Origin of the sequence: Pseudochrobactrum sp. AO18b (assembly GCF_000409565.1) — a bacterium.
Lineage (GTDB): Bacteria > Pseudomonadota > Alphaproteobacteria > Rhizobiales > Rhizobiaceae > Pseudochrobactrum > Pseudochrobactrum saccharolyticum.
Map to the genome: position 1 here is coordinate 13,267 of NZ_ANNO01000223.1, position 21,654 is coordinate 34,920.

The 21,654-nt window shown below is 50.0% G+C and carries 22 protein-coding genes and 1 tRNA gene; 7 read left to right on the forward strand and 16 right to left on the reverse strand.

Features of this window, described 5'->3' with window-relative positions:
- Nucleotides 1-108: 108 nt before the first annotated feature.
- Both A918_RS0109200 and A918_RS0109205 read left to right on the forward strand, forming a co-directional pair.
- Nucleotides 109-185: transfer RNA gene (locus tag A918_RS0109200), tRNA-Pro, on the forward strand.
- Between the two features lie 215 nt (nucleotides 186-400).
- Entirely contained in the window at nucleotides 401-685 is a 285-nt protein-coding gene (locus tag A918_RS0109205) for a hypothetical protein (protein WP_022710782.1), read from the forward strand.
- Nucleotides 686-758: 73 nt separating this feature from the next.
- Here the strand turns inward: A918_RS0109205 and A918_RS0109210 are convergent, their stop codons facing one another.
- The 3 genes from A918_RS0109210 to A918_RS0109220 all read right to left on the reverse strand — a co-directional run bounded on the left by A918_RS0109210 (nucleotide 759) and on the right by A918_RS0109220 (nucleotide 2,209).
- On the reverse strand, nucleotides 759-1,277 hold the full coding sequence (locus A918_RS0109210) for a DUF3060 domain-containing protein (protein ID WP_022710783.1): 519 nt from the start codon (nucleotides 1,275-1,277) through the stop codon (nucleotides 759-761).
- Nucleotides 1,278-1,317: 40 nt separating this feature from the next.
- On the reverse strand, nucleotides 1,318-1,662 hold the full coding sequence (locus A918_RS0109215) for a DMT family protein (protein ID WP_028233603.1): 345 nt from the start codon (nucleotides 1,660-1,662) through the stop codon (nucleotides 1,318-1,320).
- Nucleotides 1,663-1,909: 247 nt separating this feature from the next.
- Nucleotides 1,910-2,209 (reverse strand): hypothetical protein, encoded by a 300-nt coding sequence (locus tag A918_RS0109220; protein ID WP_022710785.1) that lies wholly within the window; start codon nucleotides 2,207-2,209, stop codon nucleotides 1,910-1,912.
- 445 nt (nucleotides 2,210-2,654) lie between these two features.
- Here A918_RS0109220 and A918_RS0109225 point away from each other — a divergent pair, with 445 nt between their 5' ends.
- A complete protein-coding gene (locus tag A918_RS0109225; protein ID WP_022710786.1) occupies nucleotides 2,655-4,289 on the forward strand; it encodes a phosphoethanolamine transferase in 1,635 nt (544 codons plus the stop codon).
- A 64-nt stretch (nucleotides 4,290-4,353) separates the two neighbouring features.
- On the opposite strand, the gene A918_RS0109230 is transcribed toward A918_RS0109225, so the two are convergent.
- Nucleotides 4,354-4,647 (reverse strand): hypothetical protein, encoded by a 294-nt coding sequence (locus tag A918_RS0109230; RefSeq protein ID WP_022710787.1) that lies wholly within the window; start codon nucleotides 4,645-4,647, stop codon nucleotides 4,354-4,356.
- 53 nt (nucleotides 4,648-4,700) lie between these two features.
- Entirely contained in the window at nucleotides 4,701-4,952 is a 252-nt protein-coding gene (locus A918_RS0109235) for a GlsB/YeaQ/YmgE family stress response membrane protein (protein ID WP_022710788.1), read from the reverse strand.
- 351 nt (nucleotides 4,953-5,303) lie between these two features.
- On the opposite strand from A918_RS0109235, the gene A918_RS20040 reads away from it, so the two are divergent.
- Entirely contained in the window at nucleotides 5,304-6,440 is a 1,137-nt protein-coding gene (locus tag A918_RS20040) for a GGDEF domain-containing protein (RefSeq protein WP_022710790.1), read from the forward strand.
- A 165-nt stretch (nucleotides 6,441-6,605) separates the two neighbouring features.
- On the opposite strand, the gene A918_RS0109250 is transcribed toward A918_RS20040, so the two are convergent.
- The 4 genes from A918_RS0109250 to A918_RS0109265 form a co-directional block, all read right to left on the reverse strand.
- Complete coding sequence (locus tag A918_RS0109250; protein WP_033316010.1) at nucleotides 6,606-7,907, reverse strand: O-antigen ligase; 1,302 nt, start codon at nucleotides 7,905-7,907, stop codon at nucleotides 6,606-6,608.
- A 41-nt stretch (nucleotides 7,908-7,948) separates the two neighbouring features.
- Entirely contained in the window at nucleotides 7,949-9,493 is a 1,545-nt protein-coding gene (locus A918_RS0109255; RefSeq protein WP_022710792.1) for an undecaprenyl-phosphate glucose phosphotransferase, read from the reverse strand.
- 243 nt (nucleotides 9,494-9,736) lie between these two features.
- The gene (locus A918_RS0109260) at nucleotides 9,737-10,876 is read right to left on the reverse strand and encodes a glycosyltransferase (protein ID WP_245257310.1); all 1,140 of its coding nucleotides are present in this window, start codon (nucleotides 10,874-10,876) and stop codon (nucleotides 9,737-9,739) included.
- A 46-nt stretch (nucleotides 10,877-10,922) separates the two neighbouring features.
- Nucleotides 10,923-11,486 carry a polysaccharide biosynthesis/export family protein gene (locus A918_RS0109265; RefSeq protein WP_022710793.1) on the reverse strand — a complete coding sequence of 188 codons (564 nt, stop codon included), beginning with the start codon at nucleotides 11,484-11,486 and terminating at the stop codon, nucleotides 10,923-10,925.
- A gap of 419 nt (nucleotides 11,487-11,905) precedes the next feature.
- Here A918_RS0109265 and A918_RS0109270 point away from each other — a divergent pair, with 419 nt between their 5' ends.
- Nucleotides 11,906-14,146, forward strand: coding sequence for a Wzz/FepE/Etk N-terminal domain-containing protein (locus tag A918_RS0109270; protein ID WP_245257311.1), 2,241 nt, complete (start codon nucleotides 11,906-11,908; stop codon nucleotides 14,144-14,146).
- A gap of 8 nt (nucleotides 14,147-14,154) precedes the next feature.
- On the opposite strand, the gene A918_RS20045 is transcribed toward A918_RS0109270, so the two are convergent.
- Nucleotides 14,155-15,300, reverse strand: coding sequence for a GNAT family N-acetyltransferase (locus A918_RS20045; protein ID WP_022710795.1), 1,146 nt, complete (start codon nucleotides 15,298-15,300; stop codon nucleotides 14,155-14,157).
- A gap of 2 nt (nucleotides 15,301-15,302) precedes the next feature.
- The gene (locus tag A918_RS0109280) at nucleotides 15,303-15,515 is read right to left on the reverse strand and encodes a DUF2842 domain-containing protein (protein ID WP_022710796.1); all 213 of its coding nucleotides are present in this window, start codon (nucleotides 15,513-15,515) and stop codon (nucleotides 15,303-15,305) included.
- Between the two features lie 264 nt (nucleotides 15,516-15,779).
- On the opposite strand from A918_RS0109280, the gene A918_RS0109285 reads away from it, so the two are divergent.
- A complete protein-coding gene (locus A918_RS0109285) occupies nucleotides 15,780-16,793 on the forward strand; it encodes a COX15/CtaA family protein (protein WP_371257512.1) in 1,014 nt (337 codons plus the stop codon).
- Nucleotides 16,794-16,843: 50 nt separating this feature from the next.
- Here A918_RS0109285 and A918_RS0109290 read toward each other — a convergent pair whose 3' ends face one another.
- From A918_RS0109290 to speB, 3 genes are all read right to left on the reverse strand, one after another.
- Complete coding sequence (locus tag A918_RS0109290) at nucleotides 16,844-17,656, reverse strand: aminoglycoside phosphotransferase family protein (RefSeq protein ID WP_022710798.1); 813 nt, start codon at nucleotides 17,654-17,656, stop codon at nucleotides 16,844-16,846.
- An 18-nt stretch (nucleotides 17,657-17,674) separates the two neighbouring features.
- Complete coding sequence (gene argC / locus A918_RS0109295; RefSeq protein WP_022710799.1) at nucleotides 17,675-18,607, reverse strand: N-acetyl-gamma-glutamyl-phosphate reductase; 933 nt, start codon at nucleotides 18,605-18,607, stop codon at nucleotides 17,675-17,677.
- Between the two features lie 191 nt (nucleotides 18,608-18,798).
- Nucleotides 18,799-19,749 (reverse strand): agmatinase, encoded by a 951-nt coding sequence (gene speB / locus A918_RS0109300; RefSeq protein WP_022710800.1) that lies wholly within the window; start codon nucleotides 19,747-19,749, stop codon nucleotides 18,799-18,801.
- Nucleotides 19,750-19,927: 178 nt separating this feature from the next.
- Here speB and A918_RS0109305 point away from each other — a divergent pair, with 178 nt between their 5' ends.
- Nucleotides 19,928-20,734: a 5'-nucleotidase, lipoprotein e(P4) family gene (locus tag A918_RS0109305; protein WP_022710801.1), complete on the forward strand. Its 807-nt coding sequence runs from the start codon at nucleotides 19,928-19,930 to the stop codon at nucleotides 20,732-20,734.
- A gap of 11 nt (nucleotides 20,735-20,745) precedes the next feature.
- On the opposite strand, the gene A918_RS0109310 is transcribed toward A918_RS0109305, so the two are convergent.
- Both A918_RS0109310 and A918_RS0109315 read right to left on the reverse strand, forming a co-directional pair.
- On the reverse strand, nucleotides 20,746-21,204 hold the full coding sequence (locus tag A918_RS0109310) for an N-acetyltransferase (RefSeq protein WP_022710802.1): 459 nt from the start codon (nucleotides 21,202-21,204) through the stop codon (nucleotides 20,746-20,748).
- Nucleotides 21,201-21,560, reverse strand: coding sequence for an antibiotic biosynthesis monooxygenase (locus A918_RS0109315; protein WP_022710803.1), 360 nt, complete (start codon nucleotides 21,558-21,560; stop codon nucleotides 21,201-21,203). The genes A918_RS0109310 and A918_RS0109315 overlap by 4 nt, the downstream gene beginning before the upstream one ends.
- Nucleotides 21,561-21,654: the final 94 nt, after the last annotated feature.

Below are 21,654 nucleotides of genomic sequence, written 5' to 3' on the forward strand. Positions count from 1 at the left end.
AATTAAATCGTTTTGGGTAAGTTATATTGCGTTTTGGCGAAGGTGATATCTTTCCACGCTTTAATCCCTTGCCAAAAAAGCCTTTCTATTCTAGGGCTTTTAGGTGTTCGGAGCGTAGCGCAGCCAGGTAGCGCACTTGACTGGGGGTCAAGGGGTCGTGGGTTCGAATCCCGCCGCTCCGACCATGTTTTAATGATTTAAATGTGTTTTTCTGCGTAACCGGCTTATTGTTTCAAGACCGGTTTACAGCTTTGTTTTGCTTCATACTACAGCGAAACAGCTCTTAGTTCTGCTATGCAATATTGCTGAACGGCCTATTCATCACACATTCATTGCGACCGGTTTACCTTTGAAATACTCCGATGGGGAGGAAGTATTAACAACAGAGGGAGGACTACCAATGTTTATCAGAGATTTGCTTAAAGTAGTAATGACATCTGCAATTGTTCTTATTCCTGCAGCCGAAGCTTACGCCTATAAAAACATTTCTCAAAAAGACAGCTCCGGCAGAACAGTTCATTGGGTGCGGTGTGATAATGGTTATCAGTTTATTGTCGGAGATGGCAGCAGTGCGCCATCAGCTGCATTTGCTGAGCGTATCTGTGCAAAGCAGGGAAGTGGCCTGACGACAGGTGCAAAAGACAAAGTGAAAGAATTCAAAGGGCTGGAAGCCGTTTCCAAGTAAAAACAGGTATTTGCCCGTCAAATGAATGAAGCCCCGTTCGGGGCTTCATTCATTTTATAAACTACAGGCGAAATCAGTTTGCTTTTTTAACTTCGTGATCGGCACCGTAAATTGAAATCGCCGGATCTTTAACACCTGATGCGACAGACCAGCTGATTTTATGGCCAACACCGCCCACTTCGATTTTGGTGTCACTTTCCAAGGTAACATTCACCACATTTTGTGCGCCGCTAACTTCAAGTTCGGCTCTGTCATTATCATTGGAACGTAATGTGGCTGTAACTTCATGATTGGCCACGTCCACAGAGAGGTCTTTCACACGGCCACCGGTCACTTTATTGTCGGAGCCGGACACCGAGACATCATCGGCTTCTTCAAATGTAACCTGATGATTGGTGCCGTGAATGACAATATCATCGCATTTTCCGGTCAGTTTGATGATATTCTTTGCACCATAAATGCCGATATCATTCGATGAACAGGCAATATCACGTGTAATACCGGAGCCTTCAACTGTCAGTTCTTCTGCGGATGCAGCACCTGAAATAAGAACACTCATTAAAGTGATTGCGGAAATTTTGAGTTTCATCATGTCACTCTCTGTTGAGGGAGGGGAAGTATTCTGTATATCTCTAAAATGGCCCTTTAAATACAAAAAAAGCGCCAAGGCAGATAAATGCGAAACCAATCATATGATTGATGGTTATGCTTTCTCCCAGATACAGCACAGAAAATCCGGCAAATACGCTGAGAGTGATAACCTCCTGAATGGTTTTGAGCTCTGCCGCACTATAGATGCCATGCCCCATTCTGTTGGCCGGAACCGCAAGGCAATATTCAGCAAAAGCAATCAGCCAGCTGACAATAATGACCAGCAAAAGCGGCTTGTTTGTAAATTTGAGATGCCCGTACCAGGCAAATGTCATGAAGATATTGGATGCGCAAAGCAGTAAGATCGGCTTGAGATAATCAGCCATATGTGCCTCGGTGTGATCGGCGGCAGCCGCACTCAGCATGCAATCATTGTGACGGGCTGAGCGTTCTGGCAGGCCGGAACGGGATAAAAAGATGGTGCGAACAGCAAGATCTTTTATCGGTTTGTTTTACCTTTGAACAGATCGCCCGCGAGGCCGAAAACCCATTTTCACGGACAGAGAAAGACAGACATGTCCTCTGTTTTGTTCTGCCCGTGACGGATTTCTTTAATCAGACAGTTGTTTCCGCTTAAGGAACTTCATCATAGGCAACAATGCCGCCTTCGCTTTCCAGCGTAGAGAGGCGCCGTGCTTCGGATCGTGTAAATTTCAATCTGACGCCGATACCGCCGCCATTTTCCGGAATGAACACAGCTCCGGCATCTTCGAGCGCTTTTTGCAGTGCTACAAGGACAGTCTCGTCCGGTGTTTCAAGTTTACGTTCAAATAACTCAATCACACGGATATCAATGCCTGAGAATGATGACAGTCTTTCACGGCTGAGTTCAATTAATGCGCGGGCAGCTTTAGATTGCGGGCCGGTAATCATTACAAGTCTGTCCTTCTGATTGCGGTGCCGTCGGGAAGATATTGGCGGGCACCGTAAGCGTTTGAGAAATAGAACTTTATTCAATCCATCATAGCTCAGTTGCAGGAAGTTGAAACAAGACTTTTTGAAGCGGCAGGGAAATTCAGTGAGGTGCATTCCGGGGCAGAAAGCTGCTTTGTAAAACAGGAATTGCAGCGGAATATATTCTTATCCTGATTGCAATGTCACAATTTCGCCCGGAAGCTGGCGCTTCAATCTTCGGGAGAAAATCTCAAGATTGAATTTGATAAGTAATTGTAATTTCTGTCTTTTCGTAAAAAATTATTTCAAAAACGCGCATACTTACTCAGCTGGTTTTGATCTGCATTGTAGCTTGCTCAAAAACGCGTTGTTTCTTGATGAAGATATTGAATCTGTGCGTTTTTAAACGTCGAACAGGTGAGTTATGAAATTCAAAAGAATTTCTGTTGCAAGTAATCTATTATGCTTCATTACAGCCATTTATATTACTGTATTTTTTAACCGCGCAGCTTTTGTTTTCATCGCAGATTATCTCAAAGGAGATTTTCTGAACACCGGCATTATCGCTGCAACATTGTTTTTATTGACCTATTGTTTGCTGGTTTTATTTTCAGCGCCATATCTCATCAAGCCTGCATTGATTTTCTTTGTTACTGTGTCGGCATCCGCGGCATATTTTATTGATCATTTCGGCGTTTTGATTACGCCGAATATGATTGAAAATGCTGCGACAACCACAAGGGCTGAATCCGGTCACCTGATGAATGCGCATTTTGTAACGAATATGCTGCTTTATGCCGGTTTGCCGTCTTTGCTGATCATTTGGGTTGAGATCAGGCACCGGCCTTTTGTGCAAAAATTATGGGTCAATACGCTGCTGATCAGCGGCTGCTTGGTTGCCGGTGTTGCTCTGCTTTTGACAAATTTTGGTACTTTTTCTTCGATGTTTCGTGAAAAGAAGGCGGAAATCACCGGCAGGCTCAACCCGCTGGCACCGCTCAGCAGTACCATCCGTTATTTCGTGAAGGTCAATGACGAGCGCACTTATATTGCTCAGCCGCTTGGCACGGATGCTGTGCAAACCAAGCCATATCAAGAGGGCAATAACAAAAAGCGTCTGACGGTGATTGTGGTTGGCGAAACAGCACGCGCACAGAATTTCAGTTTCAATAATTATTACCGCAATACAAATCCGATGCTGCGTGAGCGCGATGTACTGAACTTCACCGATGTCAGCAGTTGCGGAACAGAGACATCTGTTTCTGTGCCATGCATGTTTTCCCCGTTCCCGCGTACGGAATATAGCAGCAAGAAATTCCGCCAGTCTGAAAATCTGCTGGATGTGCTGAAACATGCCGGTATTCAGCCTTTGTGGGTTGAAAATAACACCGGCAGTAAGCGTGTGGCCGATCGTATTGAAACAATTGATATGAGCCAGTTGCAGGAAGGTAATCCGAATTGTGCAGGCGGTGAGTGTTACGATCAGGTGCTGGTAGACACGCTGGCATCCCGTTTCGATAGTTTTAAGACTAACACGGTTGTTGTGCTGCATATGCTCGGCAGTCATGGGCCTGCCTATTACCGGCGCTATCCGCCGGAGCAGGAAGTCTTCAAACCTGCCTGCCGCACGTCAAATTTTGCTGACTGCACTCAGCAGGAAATTGTAAATGCCTATGATAATACAATCGCTTACACCGATAAAATATTAGCGGAAATCATTGACCTGCTGAAATCGAGAGAAAGCGAGTTTGCTTCTTCGATGATCTATATGTCCGATCATGGTGAATCCCTTGGCGAGAAAGGGCTGTATCTTCATGCCATGCCTTATTTCATCGCGCCGCGGGAGCAGACGACGATTCCGTTTATCAGCTGGTTTTCACCGGATTTTCTGAAAGAGAATGATTTGAAGCAGGCTTGTCTGAAGACGCTGAGTGATCATCCGGCATCCCATGATAATCTGTTCCATACGGTGCTGGGCTTGATGAATGTGAAGACGACCGTCTATGACAAGGATATGGATATATTCAATAGCTGCCGCGGTGACGGCGCGGCTTCCTGAATATCAAAACAGCGCCGGAATTTCCGGCGCTGTTTTATTGAACTCGCAGGGAGCGTTGCGGCTGTTACCAGCGCGTGTCATTCCGGCAGCTGGCAACCAGAAAACCGAGCACGAAACCGGCAATACCGGCTGTGCTCAGAATGGTTGTTGCGGTGCCCGGATTTTCACGGATGACAGATACGGTTGCCTGTCCCTGTTCTTTGATGGTTGAGGCTGCACGGTTCAGGCGGGTGCGGGCTTCTTCTGCAGCTTCCTCGCCGCGTTGTTTCAAAGATTTGCTCATCGCATCAATCTGCGCGCGCAGTTCTGCAATCTGTTCTTCCATTGCCTGACGGGCATTGTCAGCATTCTCTGCCATTTTCATTCTCCGTTATCTTGACTGTGGAATAGGCGCTTACAAAGGCGTGGGAGTTATCGCCGGATCATGCGCCCCGCTGCAATCAGAATACATGCCCCGATAAAACCGGCGATCAGGTAGCCGAGCCAGCCTCCGAGAACCACGCCGAACATGCCGAGCAGGGCATTGGCGACAGCAGCGCCGATAATACCCAGAATAATATTCATGAAAACGCCGTGGTCACTTTTCATGAACATTTCGGCCAGCCAACCGGCCAGACCACCGATGATAATAGCTGCAATCCAGCCTATCTGAGCATCTTCCATGGTATTTCCCTCATTATTGACGTTCGGCACATAGTAAAAAGATGGTCTTTGTCTGCCGGAATTTAAGGCGCAGACAAATGCAGCGTTAAATATCTGCTATGAAAGAAAACGTTCAGGGTGCGTTTTGGTTCCCGTAAAGACAGTGATCCTTGCATTGAAAGACATGCAGATACTGTTTTGCATAAAATAAATTTTATGTTGCTTGATGAAAGCCGTTAAAATAATTATCAGAAACATAAAGACCGGCATGCGGGAGTGCATTCTGAAATACAGGCGCATGTGGTCGTGAGGATGTGGGATGGGTAAATCCGGTCAGTTTTCCGGCTCAGAGAAAAAGAAAACTGCTTTGCTATGATTTATCTGCCGCCGGTTTTCTTCTTTTTATTTTCGCTGATGTTTTTCGGTGTGTGGTTCCTTGAGCGGACACGGCCGCATCTCGGGCTGTTCGGCTGTGCCTTTCTGCTGGTTTCAATCGGTGTTTTAGCTCAGGTTACATTTACACCGGCAGATATCGGGCAGAATGCAGTATTGTCCGCAACTCTATATGTTGCAGGTGTTCTGTTCTTTTCCCATGGCATTTTAGTCAGGTCAGGCAGACAGCTGCCTTATTGGTTCTATCCTTTGTTTCTGATCTCTATTGTCGGCGGAACGATTTATTATTTTTACATCGAGAGAAATCTGTTTTACCGGATCTACATTATCAATCTGGGGGTGGGGACGATTTTTCTGGCCACAGCCCTGCAGGCACGCTTTTTACTGCGCGGGAATTCCGGTGATAAATTACTATTCTGGCTGATATTGGGGCTTGGTCTGCATTTCTTTCCGCGCACAATTCTGACTGCGGAAAGAATGATGACATCACCTGTCATCGAATTTTCTGCCGGTTCGTTCTGGCTGGTGCTGCAATTCACCATTTCTGTGATCGGTGTCGTGACCGGTATCGGACTGCTGGCCGTGACATTTATGGATATGATTGCAGAGTTGCGCAAAGAACGCGACACGGATTCGCTGACCGGTCTGGCAAATCGCCGTCTGTTTTCCCAACATGTTGAGACCATGATGAGCAGGGGGCGTTCACAGGGTAAACCCATGTGTTTTGCAATGATCGATGTGGATCATTTCAAACTGTATAATGATATTTACGGTCATGCTGCGGGGGATGAAGCTCTGAAACATGTTGCCGGTACAATCAGTGCTACGCTGCGTCGTAGCGAGGATATGGCGGCGAGAATTGGCGGTGAGGAATTCGCACTGTTCTTTTATGATTGTACAACGGAACAAGCCAGACAGTTTCTGGAAAAACTGCGCACGCAGATAGCTGCACTGAAAATCGAGCATGAAGGCTCACAGGTCTCAACTGTTCTCACAATCAGTGTCGGCGTTGCGGAGCTTGAAAGGAATGAAGACTTTGAAAGCCTTTACCGACGGGCTGACGTGTCACTTTACAGCAGTAAAGCGACCGGCCGCGATCAGGTGACTTTTGCCTGATCTCTGCTGCGGATCAGAAGAAGAAATACCAGATCAGGACTACGACAAAAAACGGAACACCCATCATCCACAAAATACCGGCTCTTAACATCTTTACTCTCCCTGATTGTCTTGATTTGCTTACAGGGATGTAACGCCGGTGCCGGTGTTTTGGTTCCGCAGAAATTAAACCGGTCTTGCAATGCGTGCGTTGCTATAGGGGCGTGGTTCTGAAGTAAGATGATGCCGTGCCTGTTGCTGATAGCGTTGTTCAAGCCCTGCACAACCCCAGATAATACCGACGATCAGATAGAAATGCCGCCAGTGATCGATATCGATCACATTGCCGATCAGTATATGGCCGATAAATGCCACATAGGCGCAGAGCAGATAAGGTTGCCATGGCCGCTCACGCAGCATCAGCCTGAAGCCGAAACCCAGCGTAAGCATTGTCAGGATGATGAAAGACAGAAAGCCGAGCCAGCCATAATCCAGCAAGGCTTTCAGCCAGATATTATGGGTATCCTCTCCGAACATGGGGCCGAATTCCAGCGGACCAATGCCGAAGGGTTTTTCCATGGACAGAAGAAAACCCAGCCAATGCCGTGCAAAACGTCCCGTACGGGCGCTGTCATAATCCTGTTCAAGGCGCGCACGCTGGAAAAATACCTCACTGATCTGCGGGAACTGCAAGGCAATCAGCAATACAAGGGCAAGAACAATAATCGCCGCAATGCTGATCAGCATGATCTTGCCGCGAAAGCGCTGGTTCTTGCTGCCGATAAACAACAGAGCCGGAATGAGCACTAAGGATACGGCATACATGCCCCATGCAGCGCGGGAGAAGGACAGCAATACCGCAAGTGTCAGCACCAGAAATAATGCCCAATAGAGCAGGCTTTTCTGAAAAGGGCGGGTCAGAACCTGATAGATGCACCAGTTGATAGGCAGGATCAGAAAAGGGCCGAAGACATTCGGATCCTGAAATGCACCTTTGGCACGGCCATAAAGCGTAAACAGATCCGCCGCAGGTATCAGGTTGAGATAACCGCCGATACCCAGCATCCCTGTAATGACGGCAGCCGCCAGATAACCGGTGAAAAGCGGTTGCAATCTGCGCCAGTCGCTTTCGGTGACAGCGGCGAAAAACACACTGGTCAAGGCCAGAAAATATGACACGGCAATGTAAAGCGGTGCCTTTTTCAGATCAGCCATCTGAAAAATTGAAAGCACACCGCCAATATTGAACAAGGTGAGCAGGAGCAGCAATGCCAGTGAGTTAACACTCAGCCTGAGGCCGAATAACAGCCACAGGCTAATGAGCACCAGCATCAGTATTTCATAAGGCCCCGGTTCGAAGAGAACGAAGCCGCTGAAAAAGACACCTGTTGCCAGTGACAGCCGCGCAATCCATTGCATTGCAGCTTGTCGCTGTCCGCGCTCCGCCAATGCATGGAATGCTGCATCTGATGCGGATGACGCTTGCACAGATCGGGGCACAGTTCGGGGCACAGGTTGGGACGGATAGCTCAATAGGCGTTTTCCGTGTTCAGCAGGCGCACTGGGGTCAGGAACAGGATTTTCAGGTCGAACAGCAATGACCAGTTCTCAATATAATTGAGATCATATTCCGTACGCATGACGATTTTCTCAGGCTTGTCGATTTCGCCGCGCCAGCCATTAATCTGCGCCCAGCCGGTTACGCCCGGTTTAACTTTGTGGCGGGCAAAATAACCGTCAACCACATCATTATAGAGCATGTTGTTGGAATTGGCGCTGATCGCATGCGGGCGAGGGCCGACAAGTGAAAGACTGCCGCCTAAGGAATTGAAAAATTGCGGCAATTCATCAATCGAAGTTTTGCGGATAAAGCGGCCGACACGGGTAACACGGCTGTCATTCTTGGTGACGGCCAGTTTTGCAGTCGGATCGCACTGGTCGCTATACATCGAGCGGAATTTCCAGACATTGATCACTTCATTATTAAAGCCGTGCCGTTTCTGTTTGAAGATTACAGGGCCTTTGCTGTCGAGCTTGATTGCAATAGCCGTCGCTAGCATGACCGGTGAGAACAGCACAATTCCGAACAGGCTGAAGACAATATCAAACAAGCGCTTGGCAATCGCATCCCAGTCGTTGATCGGCTTGTCGAGAATATCCAGCATCGGTACCGAGCCGATATAGGAATAAGCACGCGGGCGCAGACGCATATTGGCAGCATGGGCAGAAAGCCGGATATCGACCGGTAATACCCAAAGCTTTTGCATCAGTGTCAAAACCCGTTCTTCTGCTGAGATCGGCAGAGAAACGATCAGCATATCAATGCGGGCAACACGGGCAAACTCAATCAGCTCGGAAATATTGCCGAGTTTCGGATAACCGGCAACAATCGGCGGAGAACGGCGGTCGCCGCGATCATCAAAAATACCGCAGATACGGATGTCATTATCCGGTTGTTTGTTGAGTTCAAGAATAAGATCTTCCGCATTCTGACCGCCGCCGACAATAACTGCGCGTCGCTCCATACGACCGCTGCGGGCGAGAATACGCATCAGTTTGGCTGCGAGAAAGCGCGATATTGTGAGGGCGATAAAACCGGAAATCACAAATCCGGCAAACCAGATGCGGGAATAAACCGCAGAAATTTTCAGCAGGAAAGCCACAATAGCCAGAACAGCAAAAACGCCGGCCCAGCAGATAATCAGCCGGCCGAGATAGCGAAACGGCTTGCGCAGCACAGAAGGGCGATAGCCTGAGCTGAACTGGGCGAAAATAACATAGAGCGCGGCAGCAAGAATATTTGCAAACAAATATTCCAGCATATGGATGCTTTCAGCGCCGACATAGCTGAGATAGACAGCGATGCCGCACAGGGCGACAACAGCAAATTCCCATATGCGCATAAGCCCTGTGAACAGAGCGGGTGAAATACTTTCATTCTTGTATTGAGCAGCCACTTTCATGGCCAGCGGGCTCAATTCAACTTTTTCAGCAGGTGTGGAGGCTGCGCCGGAGTCATGCTGCTTTTGCAGCGCCTTCCTGTCGAAACTTCCTTTATGTTTTTTCTCACTCATGGGTGCACCGGCATATTAAAATTTTGCTCACAAGAAAATATAAGCAATCTATCCGTGATGAGGGTTGCTATTTTCTTATTTTTTTTAAGAGAATGCGCAGTTTAGGCCGCTATACGGGCTTTTTACGTATTGTGGTTGCCGGATAGTAAATATCCGCAATATTGCTTTATTACAGTAAAATTAAACGAATGATATTTGTATTTTAATGAAACAAGGAAGCTTTACATAGTGCTTGTATGTAATTTAGTTGATGCGATAGAATTGTTCAACTGCATGAGCCATATTTTCCCGGCTGAAGCGTGAGCGCAGCAGCAGCGGATCAGGCATGGTTTGCTGATAATTGGCCGGGAAGGTCAGGGCTTCGCACATTTTTGCGGCGATGGCACCGGCGTCAGGTTTGCAAAGGGCATTGCTGTCTGTGCCGAATATTTCAGCAAGACCGCCAACATCTGTGGCGATGATGCTGCGCTGTGCGGCCAGAATTTCCAGTGCAATATATGGCAGAGATTCCGCTCGTGAAGGCAACACAAAGATTTGCCCGTGTTTGAGTGCTTCACGCACCGGCATTGCCGGATAAAAACATATGTGGTTTTCCAGTCCGAGTTGCGCAGCAAGAGCCTGATAATTCTGCTTCTGCGGCCCGTCTCCGACCATGGCACCGGTGGCAAGAGGCCGGTTGCTGGCTCTTGCTACCTTGTTCAGCTCAGCCAGCGCGCGGATAAATAAATCCGGTCCTTTCAGGTCGCGCATCATGCCGGTAAACAGAAAGTCGGCGGCATCTGCTTCCGGTGTAACCGGTGCAAATTCATCTTTGCTGATACCGTTGCGGATCACAATATGCGCGCAGCGCGGATTTCCGACTTTTTCCTGATAGGTGTTTTCCTCATAGGCCGAGACAAAGATCAGGCCATCGGTGATCCGTTCTTGCAGGCGCTCTGCCGTGAACATGATTTTACCGGCAAGGGTTGCCGGATCAAAATGCAGGCTGCCACCATGAGGAGAGTAAAATTTGTGCGGGCGCTGAGCCTGACTTTTATGGATGCCTATTGTGCCGAGACGGGCATAAGTCCCGCCTTTTGCACCATGTCCGTGTACAATATCCGGCTGCAACTGCTTCAATATTTTGCGCGTGCTTAAAATAGCGCCGATGTCGCTGAGGCCTATTTTGCGGCTGATGGGAATACGGTGCAGGCCGAGTGCCAGATCGGGCAGCATGGCAGCAAATTGCTGTTGTTCAAGTGCGCCGTCTTCGCATAATTCGCAAATCACACCGACCTGATGACCGGCTGCATTCTGCATGGCAGCCAGATCGCGTATATGGCGAAACACACCGCCTATAGGGGAACGGAAGCAATGGATAATCCGCAAAGATTTTTGCTTCACAACAGCCTCGTCTCAGGAAGGATGAATTCTGGTCTGTCCGTGATGATCAGAATAACCGTTCACGGACATAGATTGTATCGCCTGGAAGGATAGGATCTGTAATACGTACCCGTCCGGTAAAGATTTTGCCGTTGATCTGGCGGGTAATGTCCACGCTTTCCTGATTGGCGCGCGGTGTAAAGCCGCCGGAAGCTGCAATAGCCGTTTGTGCAGTCATGCCCGGTACGTAAGAATATTGTCCGGCGCCGCCGACTTCACCCATGATGAAGACAGGACGGTAGCGGTCGATTTCCACGCTGACGTCAGGATTGCGGATATAGCCGCCGCGCAGTTTTGAAGCGATGGTGGCTTCTAGCTGTTTTACTGTTTTGCCACGTGCAGGCACGCTGCCGATCAGCGGGAAGGCAATATAGCCGGACTGGTCAACGGAATATGTATTGCTTAAACCTGTCTGTTCAAAAACGGTGATGCGCAGACGGTCGCCGGAACCGAGAATATAAGGCTGGTTCAGCGCTTCGTGGAATGCCGGAGGAGCAGGGCGATAGCTGGTGCAGCCTGACAATACCAGACAGGTTACGCCCAAAGCTGCCATAAAAACACGTGTTTTCATTCTGCTCTTTTCCTTATCCCGTTCTGATTGCTTTGGTGTCAGAACCCACCAAAGCATGTCGCAGCTAAATGGTTTCATTTAGCGTTCGCGCACATGCGACAATTAAAAGAATCTAGAGCGAGCGCTGTGAATTTGATTAAGCACGACACGCTCTAGTTCATTGTTATATATATTCAGGTTCCGTTGCGCATTTCATAGCTGTGCAACGGACATCTGTCTGATGGTGATTATTGAATTATTAGGGTTAATATGGCGTAAAGACTAAAAGCTAAAATCTGTTGTACTGATAAAATTATCTTTAAATACAAACTGCTAAAGTAAAGTCCTGATACGCCCTTAGTATGAAGGGTGAGGGGAAATTACAGGATTTAACCCTATAGTTACCTTGATGATTTACCATAAGAGTCCTGTGCAGGATTATGGGGATCGGGTCAGTGATGCGTGATGCAGCAGAAAATGCGGAAATTGATATCGGAGCGCTGTTTGCCGCTCTGAAGCGCAACTGGCTGTTCATTCTACTGGGCGCACTCCTGTTTGCTTTGCTGACATGGGGCGTTGCGCAGTTTCTCCCGCCTTATTACCGCTCCGAAGCACGTATTCTGATTGAAGCACGGGAAACTGTCTTCACGCGCCCGAATGTCGGATCGGAAACGGATCGTCCGCTGCTGGATCCGGAAGCCGTGAAATCGCAGGTAGAGCTGATCAGCTCTGCTAAAATCCTTGCAAAAGTAGCCGCCGATCTGAAACTTGAAGATTATGCGGAATTCTATCCGAAAACCATGTCGCCGGTGAAACAGGTTCTGGTTTTGCTGGGATTGCGCCCTGATCCGCGCACGATTCCGGTATCAGAGCAGGTTCTCACCCGTATGCGCGAGAATTTACAGGTCTATGCTGTAACCGGCTCGCGGGTGATTGTGGTTGAGTTTGTCTCCAAAAATCCGCAAGTCGCAGCCGATGTCGCCGATAAAATTGCGGATGAATATATTGCAGCACAGGCCGCTGCCAAACGCCAGCTGACAGGCGATGCAACCGGTTGGCTGGAGCCGGAAATTGAACGGCTGACGAAGAAGGTGCGTGAAGCAGAAACCAAAGTCGCTGATTTCCGCGCGGCAAGCGATCTTCTCAATACCAGCAATAATACTTCTCTTGCCACGCAGCAAATGTCCGATATTTCATCGGAACTGTCGCGTCTGAAAGCTGAGCGTGCCGCCAGTGAGGCTAAAGCTGAGAGCATTCGCACTGCGCTTAAAAACGGTGTGCCGATCAACAGTCTGCCGGAAGTTATGTCTTCCGGCATTATGCAGCAGCTGAATGAGCGTCGCGGAGCGCTGATGGCCGAGATTGCCAATCTGTCGACAACATTGCTCGACGGGCATCCGCGTATTCAGGGCTTGCGTGCGCAGCTCGCCGATCTTGACCGTCAGATCCGGCAGGAAGGCAATACAATTCTGAAAAGCCTCGATAATGAGGTGACGACTGCCCGCAGCCGCGAGCAGGAGCAGACCCGTGAACTCAACCGTCTGAAAGCGCAGGCCGCCGAGGCTGGCAGTCAGGAAGTTGAATTGCGTGCTTTGGAACGTGATGCTGCTGCCCAGCGCGATTTGCTACAAGCCTATCTGGCGCGCTATCGCGAGGCTTCCAGCATTGCTGATCGTACAGATCAGCCTGCAGATGCACGGATTTTCTCAACGGCAACTGTTGCAGGAGCGCCGTATTTCCCTAAAGTGCTGCCTATGGTCAGCATGAGTTTTGTTGCGGGCCTGTTGCTGTTGTCGGTTTTTGTTTTATTGCGTGAACTTTTCAGTGGTCGCGCTATGACAACAAATCCTGTCAGAGCTGTCAGGGGACAAAATCTCTGGGGCGATGAATATGGTGCTGTTGCACAGAATTTTAGTCCTGCGCATAATAAAACCGCACAGATTGATAATAAGCTGATTGTGCAACCGGCTCCCGAGCCTGTTTCCGATAAAAATAAGATGGTAGAGCAGCCTATGGCCCGTCCTGAAATTGATGTTGAAACAATTCAGCGTATCTATGACAGCTATACTGTGTCCGAGCCGGATGCTGCGGAAGAACCTGATCCGGCATCGGATGATATTTATGCGCCTAACGGTGTGGCGGCAATTGCCAGCCGTCTGATGTTGCAGGAGCGCCGCCGCATCATTCTGATCTCGCCGGAAGGCGATGCCGGTTCTGCCGGTAGTGTGCATCTGCTGCGTGAACTGGCTGACCGCAGCCTGCGGGTATTGCTCGTGGATATGACCGGCAATGGTGCTGTCAGTCAGGCAATGCTGGATGGCAACAGGCCTGCAGGCATTACTGACCTGCTGCTCAATGTGAAGCAGTTCACCGATATTATTCACGGCGATTTATATTCGGATGCGGATGTGATTCCGACAGGTCTTTCTGATCCGAAAACCGCTATGGCGCAGGCCGAGCGTCTGCCGGTAATTTTTGAAGCTCTGGAAACGGCCTATGATTTCGTGCTGGTGGAAACCGGTGCATCCTCTGCCGAACAGGCGCTGAACCTCGACAGCGATACATCCGTTTTTGTGATGAATGTGTTCGACAGCGAAGATCAGGCTGTGGCGCAGACTGCACTGGCATTCCATGAGGCGGGTCAGGATGATGTGACCATTCTGATGGTACCGCACGCATAAAAGCCAGTTTAAGTGCTTCGACGCAGCTTGCTGCGTAGTTTTTTCACCAGCGGCCAGAGATGTTTGTTGGTTTTAATCCGATAGACAAGACCTGAGCGCAGCTGATTGAATGTTGCGCTCAACCGGCCTTTGAATGTCAGCGCGATATGGCTGTCATAAAGCGGCTGCTCAATATCACACCAGTCGCGCTTGTATTTCTCCTCGCCGATACCGAAGCTGAAATAATCCAGCTTGTCATCAATGGCAGCGGCAATCGCTTCGTAAAACAGAAAGTCTCCGGGGCTGGCGGTGACCAGATCATCATCGGCAAAGGCACCGAATTCCACAGTCAGACCGCGTTGCAGTGGTGTCTGGCCGTCTGGGCTTTGCCAATAGGCGCAGCCAATGACCGCACGTGGTTTTCCGGCAACTTCAAGAACATGCAGGCGATATTGTCTGCGCGTGTCATTTTCCGGTGCAGCGAAGAGTTTCTGGAAAAAACGGTTCAGATCATCGCCGGTAAAGCTGTTGGCAATGCCCTGTTTGGCAAAGCGCTGGCTTTTCATCGCATAAAAATCATTGAATGCAGCGCTGTTTTCCGCATCACCTTCTGCGGTGTAAATCCGCCATGCACCTGTTTCATCATAACGACGGGCATGCTGGCGGTGCTTTTTGCGTTTGCGCGAGGCATTGCTGCGCTCAAGCACAGTGTCAAAACTGTCTGGCAGTGTGGCAATCAGCGCCGGATTCGGATTGCGCTGATGGGAGAGGCTGAGCAGCGGATTATTATATCCGAGCCAGCTCTGCATCTGACGGGTGAGGGATAGCAGCGTAATATCCGGCCGCGCTTCTTTCAGGCAGGCAATCAGTGCAGTGATATGGTCTTTGCTGATGTGTTGCGCAAAGGCCGGAAACAGAACCGGAAAATTGCAATTGGCATGGGAACCGCCGGCAAAGCGCGCAACATGCTTGTGGTTTTGTTTGATAACCTCAAGCGGCAATAACAAAGCAGGGCTGTCATCAATAAACAGCGCCAGCACAAGGCAGTCAGGATTCACATTTTGCTGCCAGAGCCGAGTCCAGAGAGCGGACTGGGCTATACCATGCACCGTCTTGTCATTGCTCCAGAGTGGCAGAGCCTCATGAATGTTGGAATAACAGACTGTGCGGATCATAATCAGCGGGCTTTAGGCGGCTGAACCATCCACCACAACAGATACATGGCCGGAAGTATCCACAAAAAGCCGGTGAAGAAGAAATAAGCAAGCTGTATCCAGACCGAAGACTGGCCAAGATGGGCAACCGCAATCATGGTTGCAAGCAGCGCATAAACTGCAATCAGCAGAACAAGCAGCACAGTTCCGATCAGTTTTTTTAGTCTTACAGGCATATTTCTCTCTCCGTCACCACTCTCATACACCAGACAGCACTGAATCTGAAATGATTTTCGTCTCCGCTTCGTCACTGGATTTATGAAAGGGGTAATAAAAACAGCGTCTGCGTGTCGCGTGTTGTTGTCTTGTATTCGCGGTGCGCATGCGGCATGTATCTGCGGGGGTAAAACTCAGTCGGAGCAGGATTGATGATAACAGATTATGCCGCATTACCGGCAACACAACAGCCGGTCAGTGCCAACCACGATAAGAACCGCAAAATGGTGCGGTGGTGGCTTTATGCGGTATTCGTTGTACTGATCGCAATTGTCATGGTGGGCGGTGCAACCCGTATGACCGGCTCCGGTCTGTCTATTACCGAATGGAAGCCAATCCATGGCGTTATCCCGCCGCTGAACCATGCGGAATGGCTGGAAGAATTCGATAAATACCGCCAGATCCCGCAATATCAGCAGATCAACAAGGGTATGGCGCTGGAAGAGTTCCAGTTCATTTTCTGGTGGGAATGGGCGCATCGTATGCTGGCGCGTTTCGTCGGCTTTCTGGTGGCTGTTCCGCTGATTTTCTTCTGGGTAACAGGCCGCTTGCAGGACGGTTTGAAAGCACGGATGCTCGGCATTCTGGCGCTGGGCGGCTTGCAGGGCGCTATCGGCTGGTGGATGGTGGCATCGGGGTTGAGCGTGCTGACATCGGTGAGCCAGTATCGCTTAGCTGTGCATCTCACTATGGCCTGTATTATTATTACCGCCGTGTTTTATGTTGCGCGCGGGCTTGCTGAATATACGGACAAACCAGCGTCGCGTAGCTTGCAACGCTTTGCAGGCTGGCTGGTTCTGGCAATTCTGGTGCAGATTTATCTTGGCGGGCTGGTTGCGGGGCTGCATGCCGGTCTGACCTATAATACATGGCCGCTGATGGACGGCGCGATTATCCCTTCAGACCTGTTCATCAACCAGCCTTACTGGCGCAACCTGTTTGAAAATCCGAAGACTGTGCAATTCATTCACCGGATGTTTGCCTATACGGTGCTGGTGCTGGCTGTGCTGCACGCTGTGCAGGCGCATCGCCATGCTGCCGGTACAACTCACGCGCGACGCTCTGTTGTGCTGCTGAGCCTGATCCTGATGCAGGCGGTGATCGGAATTATCGCCTTGCTGACAATGGTGCCTATTGAGTGGGGCCTTGCCCATCAGGGCTTTGCATTGGTGGTGCTGAGCTTTGCTGTTGCCCATTGGCGCGCCTGTAAAGGTGCATATGAAATGCGTGCAGCGTAACAAAAAAAGCCCCGCAAATGCGGGGTTTTTTTATGGGTAAAGCTGCAGCCTTAACCTGCGAACTCGCGCTCCTCATCTGCAGCATTGCCGTCTTCATGATGCCATGCGGCTGAGAGGCAGCCATAGCAAAAGGCATAATCAAGAATATAGGCCGCAGGCTTGTTGATAATCTCTGCGAAATATTGCGCCATTTCTGCAGCGCGCTGCATATTAAGGCACAAATCATCACGGTCGAGCGGATTGTAGAACAGATTGGCACAATCAAAGGCAGAATCACCGCATAATCCGTGCGGATCAATTGCCAGCCAGTCCCGTGCACTGCGAATGATATTCTCATGATGAAGATCGCCATGCAGGGCGATGATTTCATGAGGTTGTCTGAGCAGGGATGCCGCGAGATCGGCTGCTTCCGTGTAAATATCCGCTTTCTTTCCCGCCAGATCAAACAGGCTTTTGAAATGCTTGAGCAGCGGCTGTAATTCAGACGGCAGAACCCGACCGGAGGGACTGTGTAAAGCGCGGATCACTTCACCGGCAATGCGGATAGCATCTGCATCATGTCCGGCTTCAAGATGGACTTTGAGGTCATAATCACCGGCATATTCCAGCAGCATCATCACCGGATCATGCGTGAGGCCGAGCAGCCTGATCGCACCATGTCCGTCACGCTCGCGCAGATAATAAGCGCCGCGCAGCTCCTCATGACCGGCAGGCTTGAGAACTTTAACAATCACCGGAGATTGTTCCTCTCCGGTGATTATTGCTTTCCAGATATGGCTGGAATTGGTGTCAGCGAGCAGTGTTGCAGAGGCAATCTGCCAATGTGCCGGAAATACCGGCTTTATCACTGCTTGCTGTTCCATAGGCGATGAATGCTCCGGTTAACGCAGACCCAGCATCAGGTTCATATTCTGCACGGCTGCACCCGATGCACCTTTGCCGAGATTATCCAGCACGGCGACCAGATTGATCTGCTTGCCGCCTTCAGAACCGAAGACATAAAGATTCATACCATCTGTATCTGCCAGCATTTCGGCATCGACACGCGCCATGGCGCTGCTTTCTTCAAGCGGGACAACGCGCACGATTTTCTGACCGGAATAATGCGCCTTCAGCTCATTATGTACGTCTTCCAATGTCGGTTTGCCTTTGAGCAGATCGAGATGGACCGGAACCTGCACAATCATACCCTGCGCAAAACGGCCGACACTTGGTGCAAAAATCGGAGCATGGTCGAGTTTGCCATACATCTGCATTTCCGGCAGATGCTTGTGCTTGAGTGTCAGGCCATAGAGGAAGTTGTTTTCCTTCATATGCTCCGGATGGTTCACATCTTCCATCTGGGCAATCATCTGCTTGCCGCCGCCGGTATAGCCGGATACCGCATTGACGGTGACAGGGTAATCGCTGTTCATCAGCCCTGCATCACGCAATGGGCGGATGAGCGAGATTGCGCCGGTCGGATAGCAACCCGGATTGGCAACCAGACGGGCTTCGCGGATACGCTGCACCTGCAAGGCTTCCAGCTCGGCAAAACCATAGACCCAGTTTGAATGAGTACGGTGCGCGGTGGACGTGTCGATAATACGGGTGGAATGGCCTTCAAGCAGGATCACTGCTTCACGCGAGGCATCATCCGGCAGGCAGAGAATAGCAATATCAGCCGAGCGCAGCAGATCAGCGCGCAAATCTTTATTGCGTCGTTCTTCTTCCGGAATAGACAGGACTTCCAGATCAGTGCGACCGGCAAGGCGGGTGCGGATCTGCAGACCCGTTGTGCCATGTTCGCCGTCAATAAAGATTTTCGGTTTCATTTGAATTTTGCCTTAATGGTAGAGAATTCAGAGTGTTAGGAGTTATTGCTGAATCATTCTGTCAAACAGTTGATTCATTTTGTGAGACTAAAGCATTTCCGGCATAAGCGGGAACCGGTTTTGCCTGAGGACAATGCGTAAAATCAAACAGTCGGAGCGGTATCAGTGATTCAATATTCACCGGAACCGCTTTAACGTGCGGCTTTCTTTTCCGCAAGCAGACCCAGATAATGCATGGCAATTGTCGCGCCTGCAATGGCTGTTATATCGGCATGGTCATAGGCCGGTGCAACCTCTACAATATCAGCGCCGATAATATCAATTTTGCCGAGCTGACGCAGCACCGAGAGCATTTTTGCCGAGGACGGGCCGCCCGCAACCGGTGTGCCTGTACCGGGTGCATAGGCCGGATCAAGACAATCAATGTCGAAAGTGACATAGGTTTTGCGCCCCTGTGTACGGGTTTCAATCGCCTGCACAATGTCTTTGGTGCTCATATCTTCAACATCGTGGCCATAGAGAATCTGAATGCCGCAATCTTCCGGTGCATGGGTGCGGATACCGATCTGGATGGATGCGGTTGGGTCAATAATGCCGTCGCGTACCGCACGGGCAACAAATGAGCCGTGATCGATACGCTTGCCGTCATCAAACCATGTGTCCTGATGGGCATCAAACTGCACTAAGGCCAGCGGGCCATATTTCGCGGCATGGGCTTTGAGGATCGGCCATGTCACAAAATGATCGCCGCCAAGCGACACGAGAAAAGCATCATTGGTGATCAGTTTAGCGGCTTCCTGCTCAATGGTGGCCGGTGTCAGCTGGTGGTTGCCGTAATCGAGCAGGCAGTCGCCGTAATCAATTACCGCCAGATTTTCAAACAGATCGCGCTGAAACGGATATTGCGGATCATTATCAAAGATCGCTGCGGCACGGCGGATAGCCTGCGGGCCAAAACGGGCGCCCGGCCTGTTGGAAACGGCTGCATCAAACGGAATGCCCCAGACCACCGCATCGGCATTGCTCACATCTTTACTATAGAGACGCCGCATAAAGGAGAGGGCACCGGCATGAGTAGGGTCGGTTGCGGCTCCCTTGATCGTCTGAGCCGTAAAAGCATTGTCGATGGATTTATGCGCCATGAAGTAACACCGTAAGCTGAAACAAAATTGACGATACAAGCTGTAGCGTCTTTTGGCGGGCTGATAAAGCGGGCGTCCGATATTTAAATTGCTGAGAATTATCGGGCGCAGAGTTGCGATTGTGAGGTGTGCCGTTCTGCATGCAGATAGTGCTTTTCTATTCATCCGAGGGGACATTATGCAAAGCAGGGTAATCAATGTTTTTGTGGTTTCAGCACTGGCGGTTTTAACAGCAGGCTGTGTCACGGATCAGAAAGCGGCACAGGCTCAACTTGAGCAGCAGTCTGTGCTGGGTTTGAACTGGGTTCAGCAATCAGGTGAATATGAGGCACTGGCTTATCAGGCTTTCAATATTGCCCGCAGAGCGTTTGACACGGCAAAGGTGGAAGACGGACGTAAGAAGGCTGTGATTGTTGATCTGGACGAGACGATGATCGACAATTCCGCCTATGCCGCATGGCGGGTGGAGAATGGTGTGCCTTATACCAAGCCGACATGGGCGCGCTGGATGGCGGCGCGACAGGCAACGGCCATTGCCGGAGCGGTGTCTTTCGCCCGTTATGTCAATTCCCATGGCGGGCGGATGTTTTATATCTCCAATCGTGATGACACATCTTATGCTGCTACGGTCGAAAACCTACAAAAACTCGGTTTTCCCGGTGTATCGCGTGAAACGGTTTTGCTGCGGACTGAACAGTCAAACAAGCAGCCGCGTTTCGATCGGGTAAAATCCAAGGGCTATGATGTTGTGGTTTACGCCGGTGATAATCTCAATGATTTTGGCGCACAGTTCTACGACAAGAATAATAGTGAGCGCCGGTTGCTGGTTGCTGCACAACAGAACAAGTTCGGCTCAAAATTCATCATGCTGCCAAATCCGAATTACGGTGACTGGATCAGCGGTATGGCTGATGATTATTACAAGCAAACACCGGCGAGACAGCTGGAAATCAACCGTGAGAATTTAAAAGTCTGGAAGGGCTGATTTGGATAAGTTCAGGAACCGGCTCTGCGCCATTCATAGAGCATATCCGGTTCTTTTTCTTCATTGCCGCTGCCGTCGGTTTTACCAATCGCGATAAACCCGTGTTTCTCATAGAATTGCTGTGCCTGAATATTTCGCTGAAATGTCCATAATTGCAGATGCGGAAATGTTGTTTGTGCCTGTCTGAGTAAAGTACTGCCAATACCGTGCCCCTGAAAATCCGGCAGAATATAGAGTTGCTCAATCCAGCCTGTTTTAAAGGCAATAATACCAGCCATATCAGGGGAAAATGCTGCCCAGACCTCGCATTGTTCAAAAACGCAGTTTTCATAAAACCATTGATCTTCTTGCGGTGTATGCAAGCCTTTCAGCCATGGCAGTCTATTGTCGAAGGCCGCCCGGTGGATGCGGGAAGCCTGCGCCATATCCTGCAAGTCCAGACGCCGGAGCGTAAAACGGTTGGCTGTCATCGGGCTTGTGCCCCGTCCGCATTGAAGCCATAGGCGCGTTCAACGCGGGCAATCCGTAAAGCATAGGCTTCATACCATGCTGCGCGCCCCTGTTTCTGCGCTGCCAGATGGTCGACATTGCGCTTCCAGTTGCGAATGCTTTCTTCATCGCGCCAGTAGGAGTTGGTAATGCCGAAGCCGTTTGCATCCCGCACGCTTTCAATGCCGAGAAACCCGTCCTGCTTTTCCGCCAGTTCAACCATCTGACCGGCCATTTCGCCATAGCCCGTGTCATCATCTGTCGTGCGCTGCGATGAAAACGCAACGATGTAATAAGGCGGTTGAGGAAGGGTAGCGAACGGAGAGCGATTATGCATGGAACAGAATCCTGAGGCTTGGTGATGTCAAACATAAGAGACACAAGACGCAGGAGACAGCGGCTATGCTGTCGCATGAAATAAAAAAAGCGGG

Bases quoted from the DNA above. Each gene is read 5' to 3' on its own strand.
- A918_RS0109205 (WP_022710782.1), top strand. From the start codon at position 401: ATGTTTATCAGAGATTTGCTTAAAGTAGTAATGACATCTGCAATTGTT.
- A918_RS0109210 (WP_022710783.1), bottom strand. From the start codon at position 1,277: ATGATGAAACTCAAAATTTCCGCAATCACTTTAATGAGTGTTCTTATT.
- A918_RS0109215 (WP_028233603.1), bottom strand. From the start codon at position 1,662: ATGGCTGATTATCTCAAGCCGATCTTACTGCTTTGCGCATCCAATATC.
- A918_RS0109220 (WP_022710785.1), bottom strand. From the start codon at position 2,209: ATGATTACCGGCCCGCAATCTAAAGCTGCCCGCGCATTAATTGAACTC.
- A918_RS0109225 (WP_022710786.1), top strand. From the start codon at position 2,655: ATGAAATTCAAAAGAATTTCTGTTGCAAGTAATCTATTATGCTTCATT.
- A918_RS0109230 (WP_022710787.1), bottom strand. From the start codon at position 4,647: ATGGCAGAGAATGCTGACAATGCCCGTCAGGCAATGGAAGAACAGATT.
- A918_RS0109235 (WP_022710788.1), bottom strand. From the start codon at position 4,952: ATGGAAGATGCTCAGATAGGCTGGATTGCAGCTATTATCATCGGTGGT.
- A918_RS20040 (WP_022710790.1), top strand. From the start codon at position 5,304: ATGATTTATCTGCCGCCGGTTTTCTTCTTTTTATTTTCGCTGATGTTT.
- A918_RS0109255 (WP_022710792.1), bottom strand. From the start codon at position 9,493: ATGAGTGAGAAAAAACATAAAGGAAGTTTCGACAGGAAGGCGCTGCAA.
- A918_RS0109265 (WP_022710793.1), bottom strand. From the start codon at position 11,486: ATGAAAACACGTGTTTTTATGGCAGCTTTGGGCGTAACCTGTCTGGTA.
- A918_RS0109270 (WP_245257311.1), top strand. From the start codon at position 11,906: ATGGGGATCGGGTCAGTGATGCGTGATGCAGCAGAAAATGCGGAAATT.
- A918_RS20045 (WP_022710795.1), bottom strand. From the start codon at position 15,300: ATGATCCGCACAGTCTGTTATTCCAACATTCATGAGGCTCTGCCACTC.
- A918_RS0109280 (WP_022710796.1), bottom strand. From the start codon at position 15,515: ATGCCTGTAAGACTAAAAAAACTGATCGGAACTGTGCTGCTTGTTCTG.
- A918_RS0109285 (WP_371257512.1), top strand. From the start codon at position 15,780: ATGGTGCGGTGGTGGCTTTATGCGGTATTCGTTGTACTGATCGCAATT.
- A918_RS0109290 (WP_022710798.1), bottom strand. From the start codon at position 17,656: ATGGAACAGCAAGCAGTGATAAAGCCGGTATTTCCGGCACATTGGCAG.
- argC (WP_022710799.1), bottom strand. From the start codon at position 18,607: ATGAAACCGAAAATCTTTATTGACGGCGAACATGGCACAACGGGTCTG.
- speB (WP_022710800.1), bottom strand. From the start codon at position 19,749: ATGGCGCATAAATCCATCGACAATGCTTTTACGGCTCAGACGATCAAG.
- A918_RS0109305 (WP_022710801.1), top strand. From the start codon at position 19,928: ATGCAAAGCAGGGTAATCAATGTTTTTGTGGTTTCAGCACTGGCGGTT.
- A918_RS0109310 (WP_022710802.1), bottom strand. From the start codon at position 21,204: ATGACAGCCAACCGTTTTACGCTCCGGCGTCTGGACTTGCAGGATATG.
- A918_RS0109315 (WP_022710803.1), bottom strand. From the start codon at position 21,560: ATGCATAATCGCTCTCCGTTCGCTACCCTTCCTCAACCGCCTTATTAC.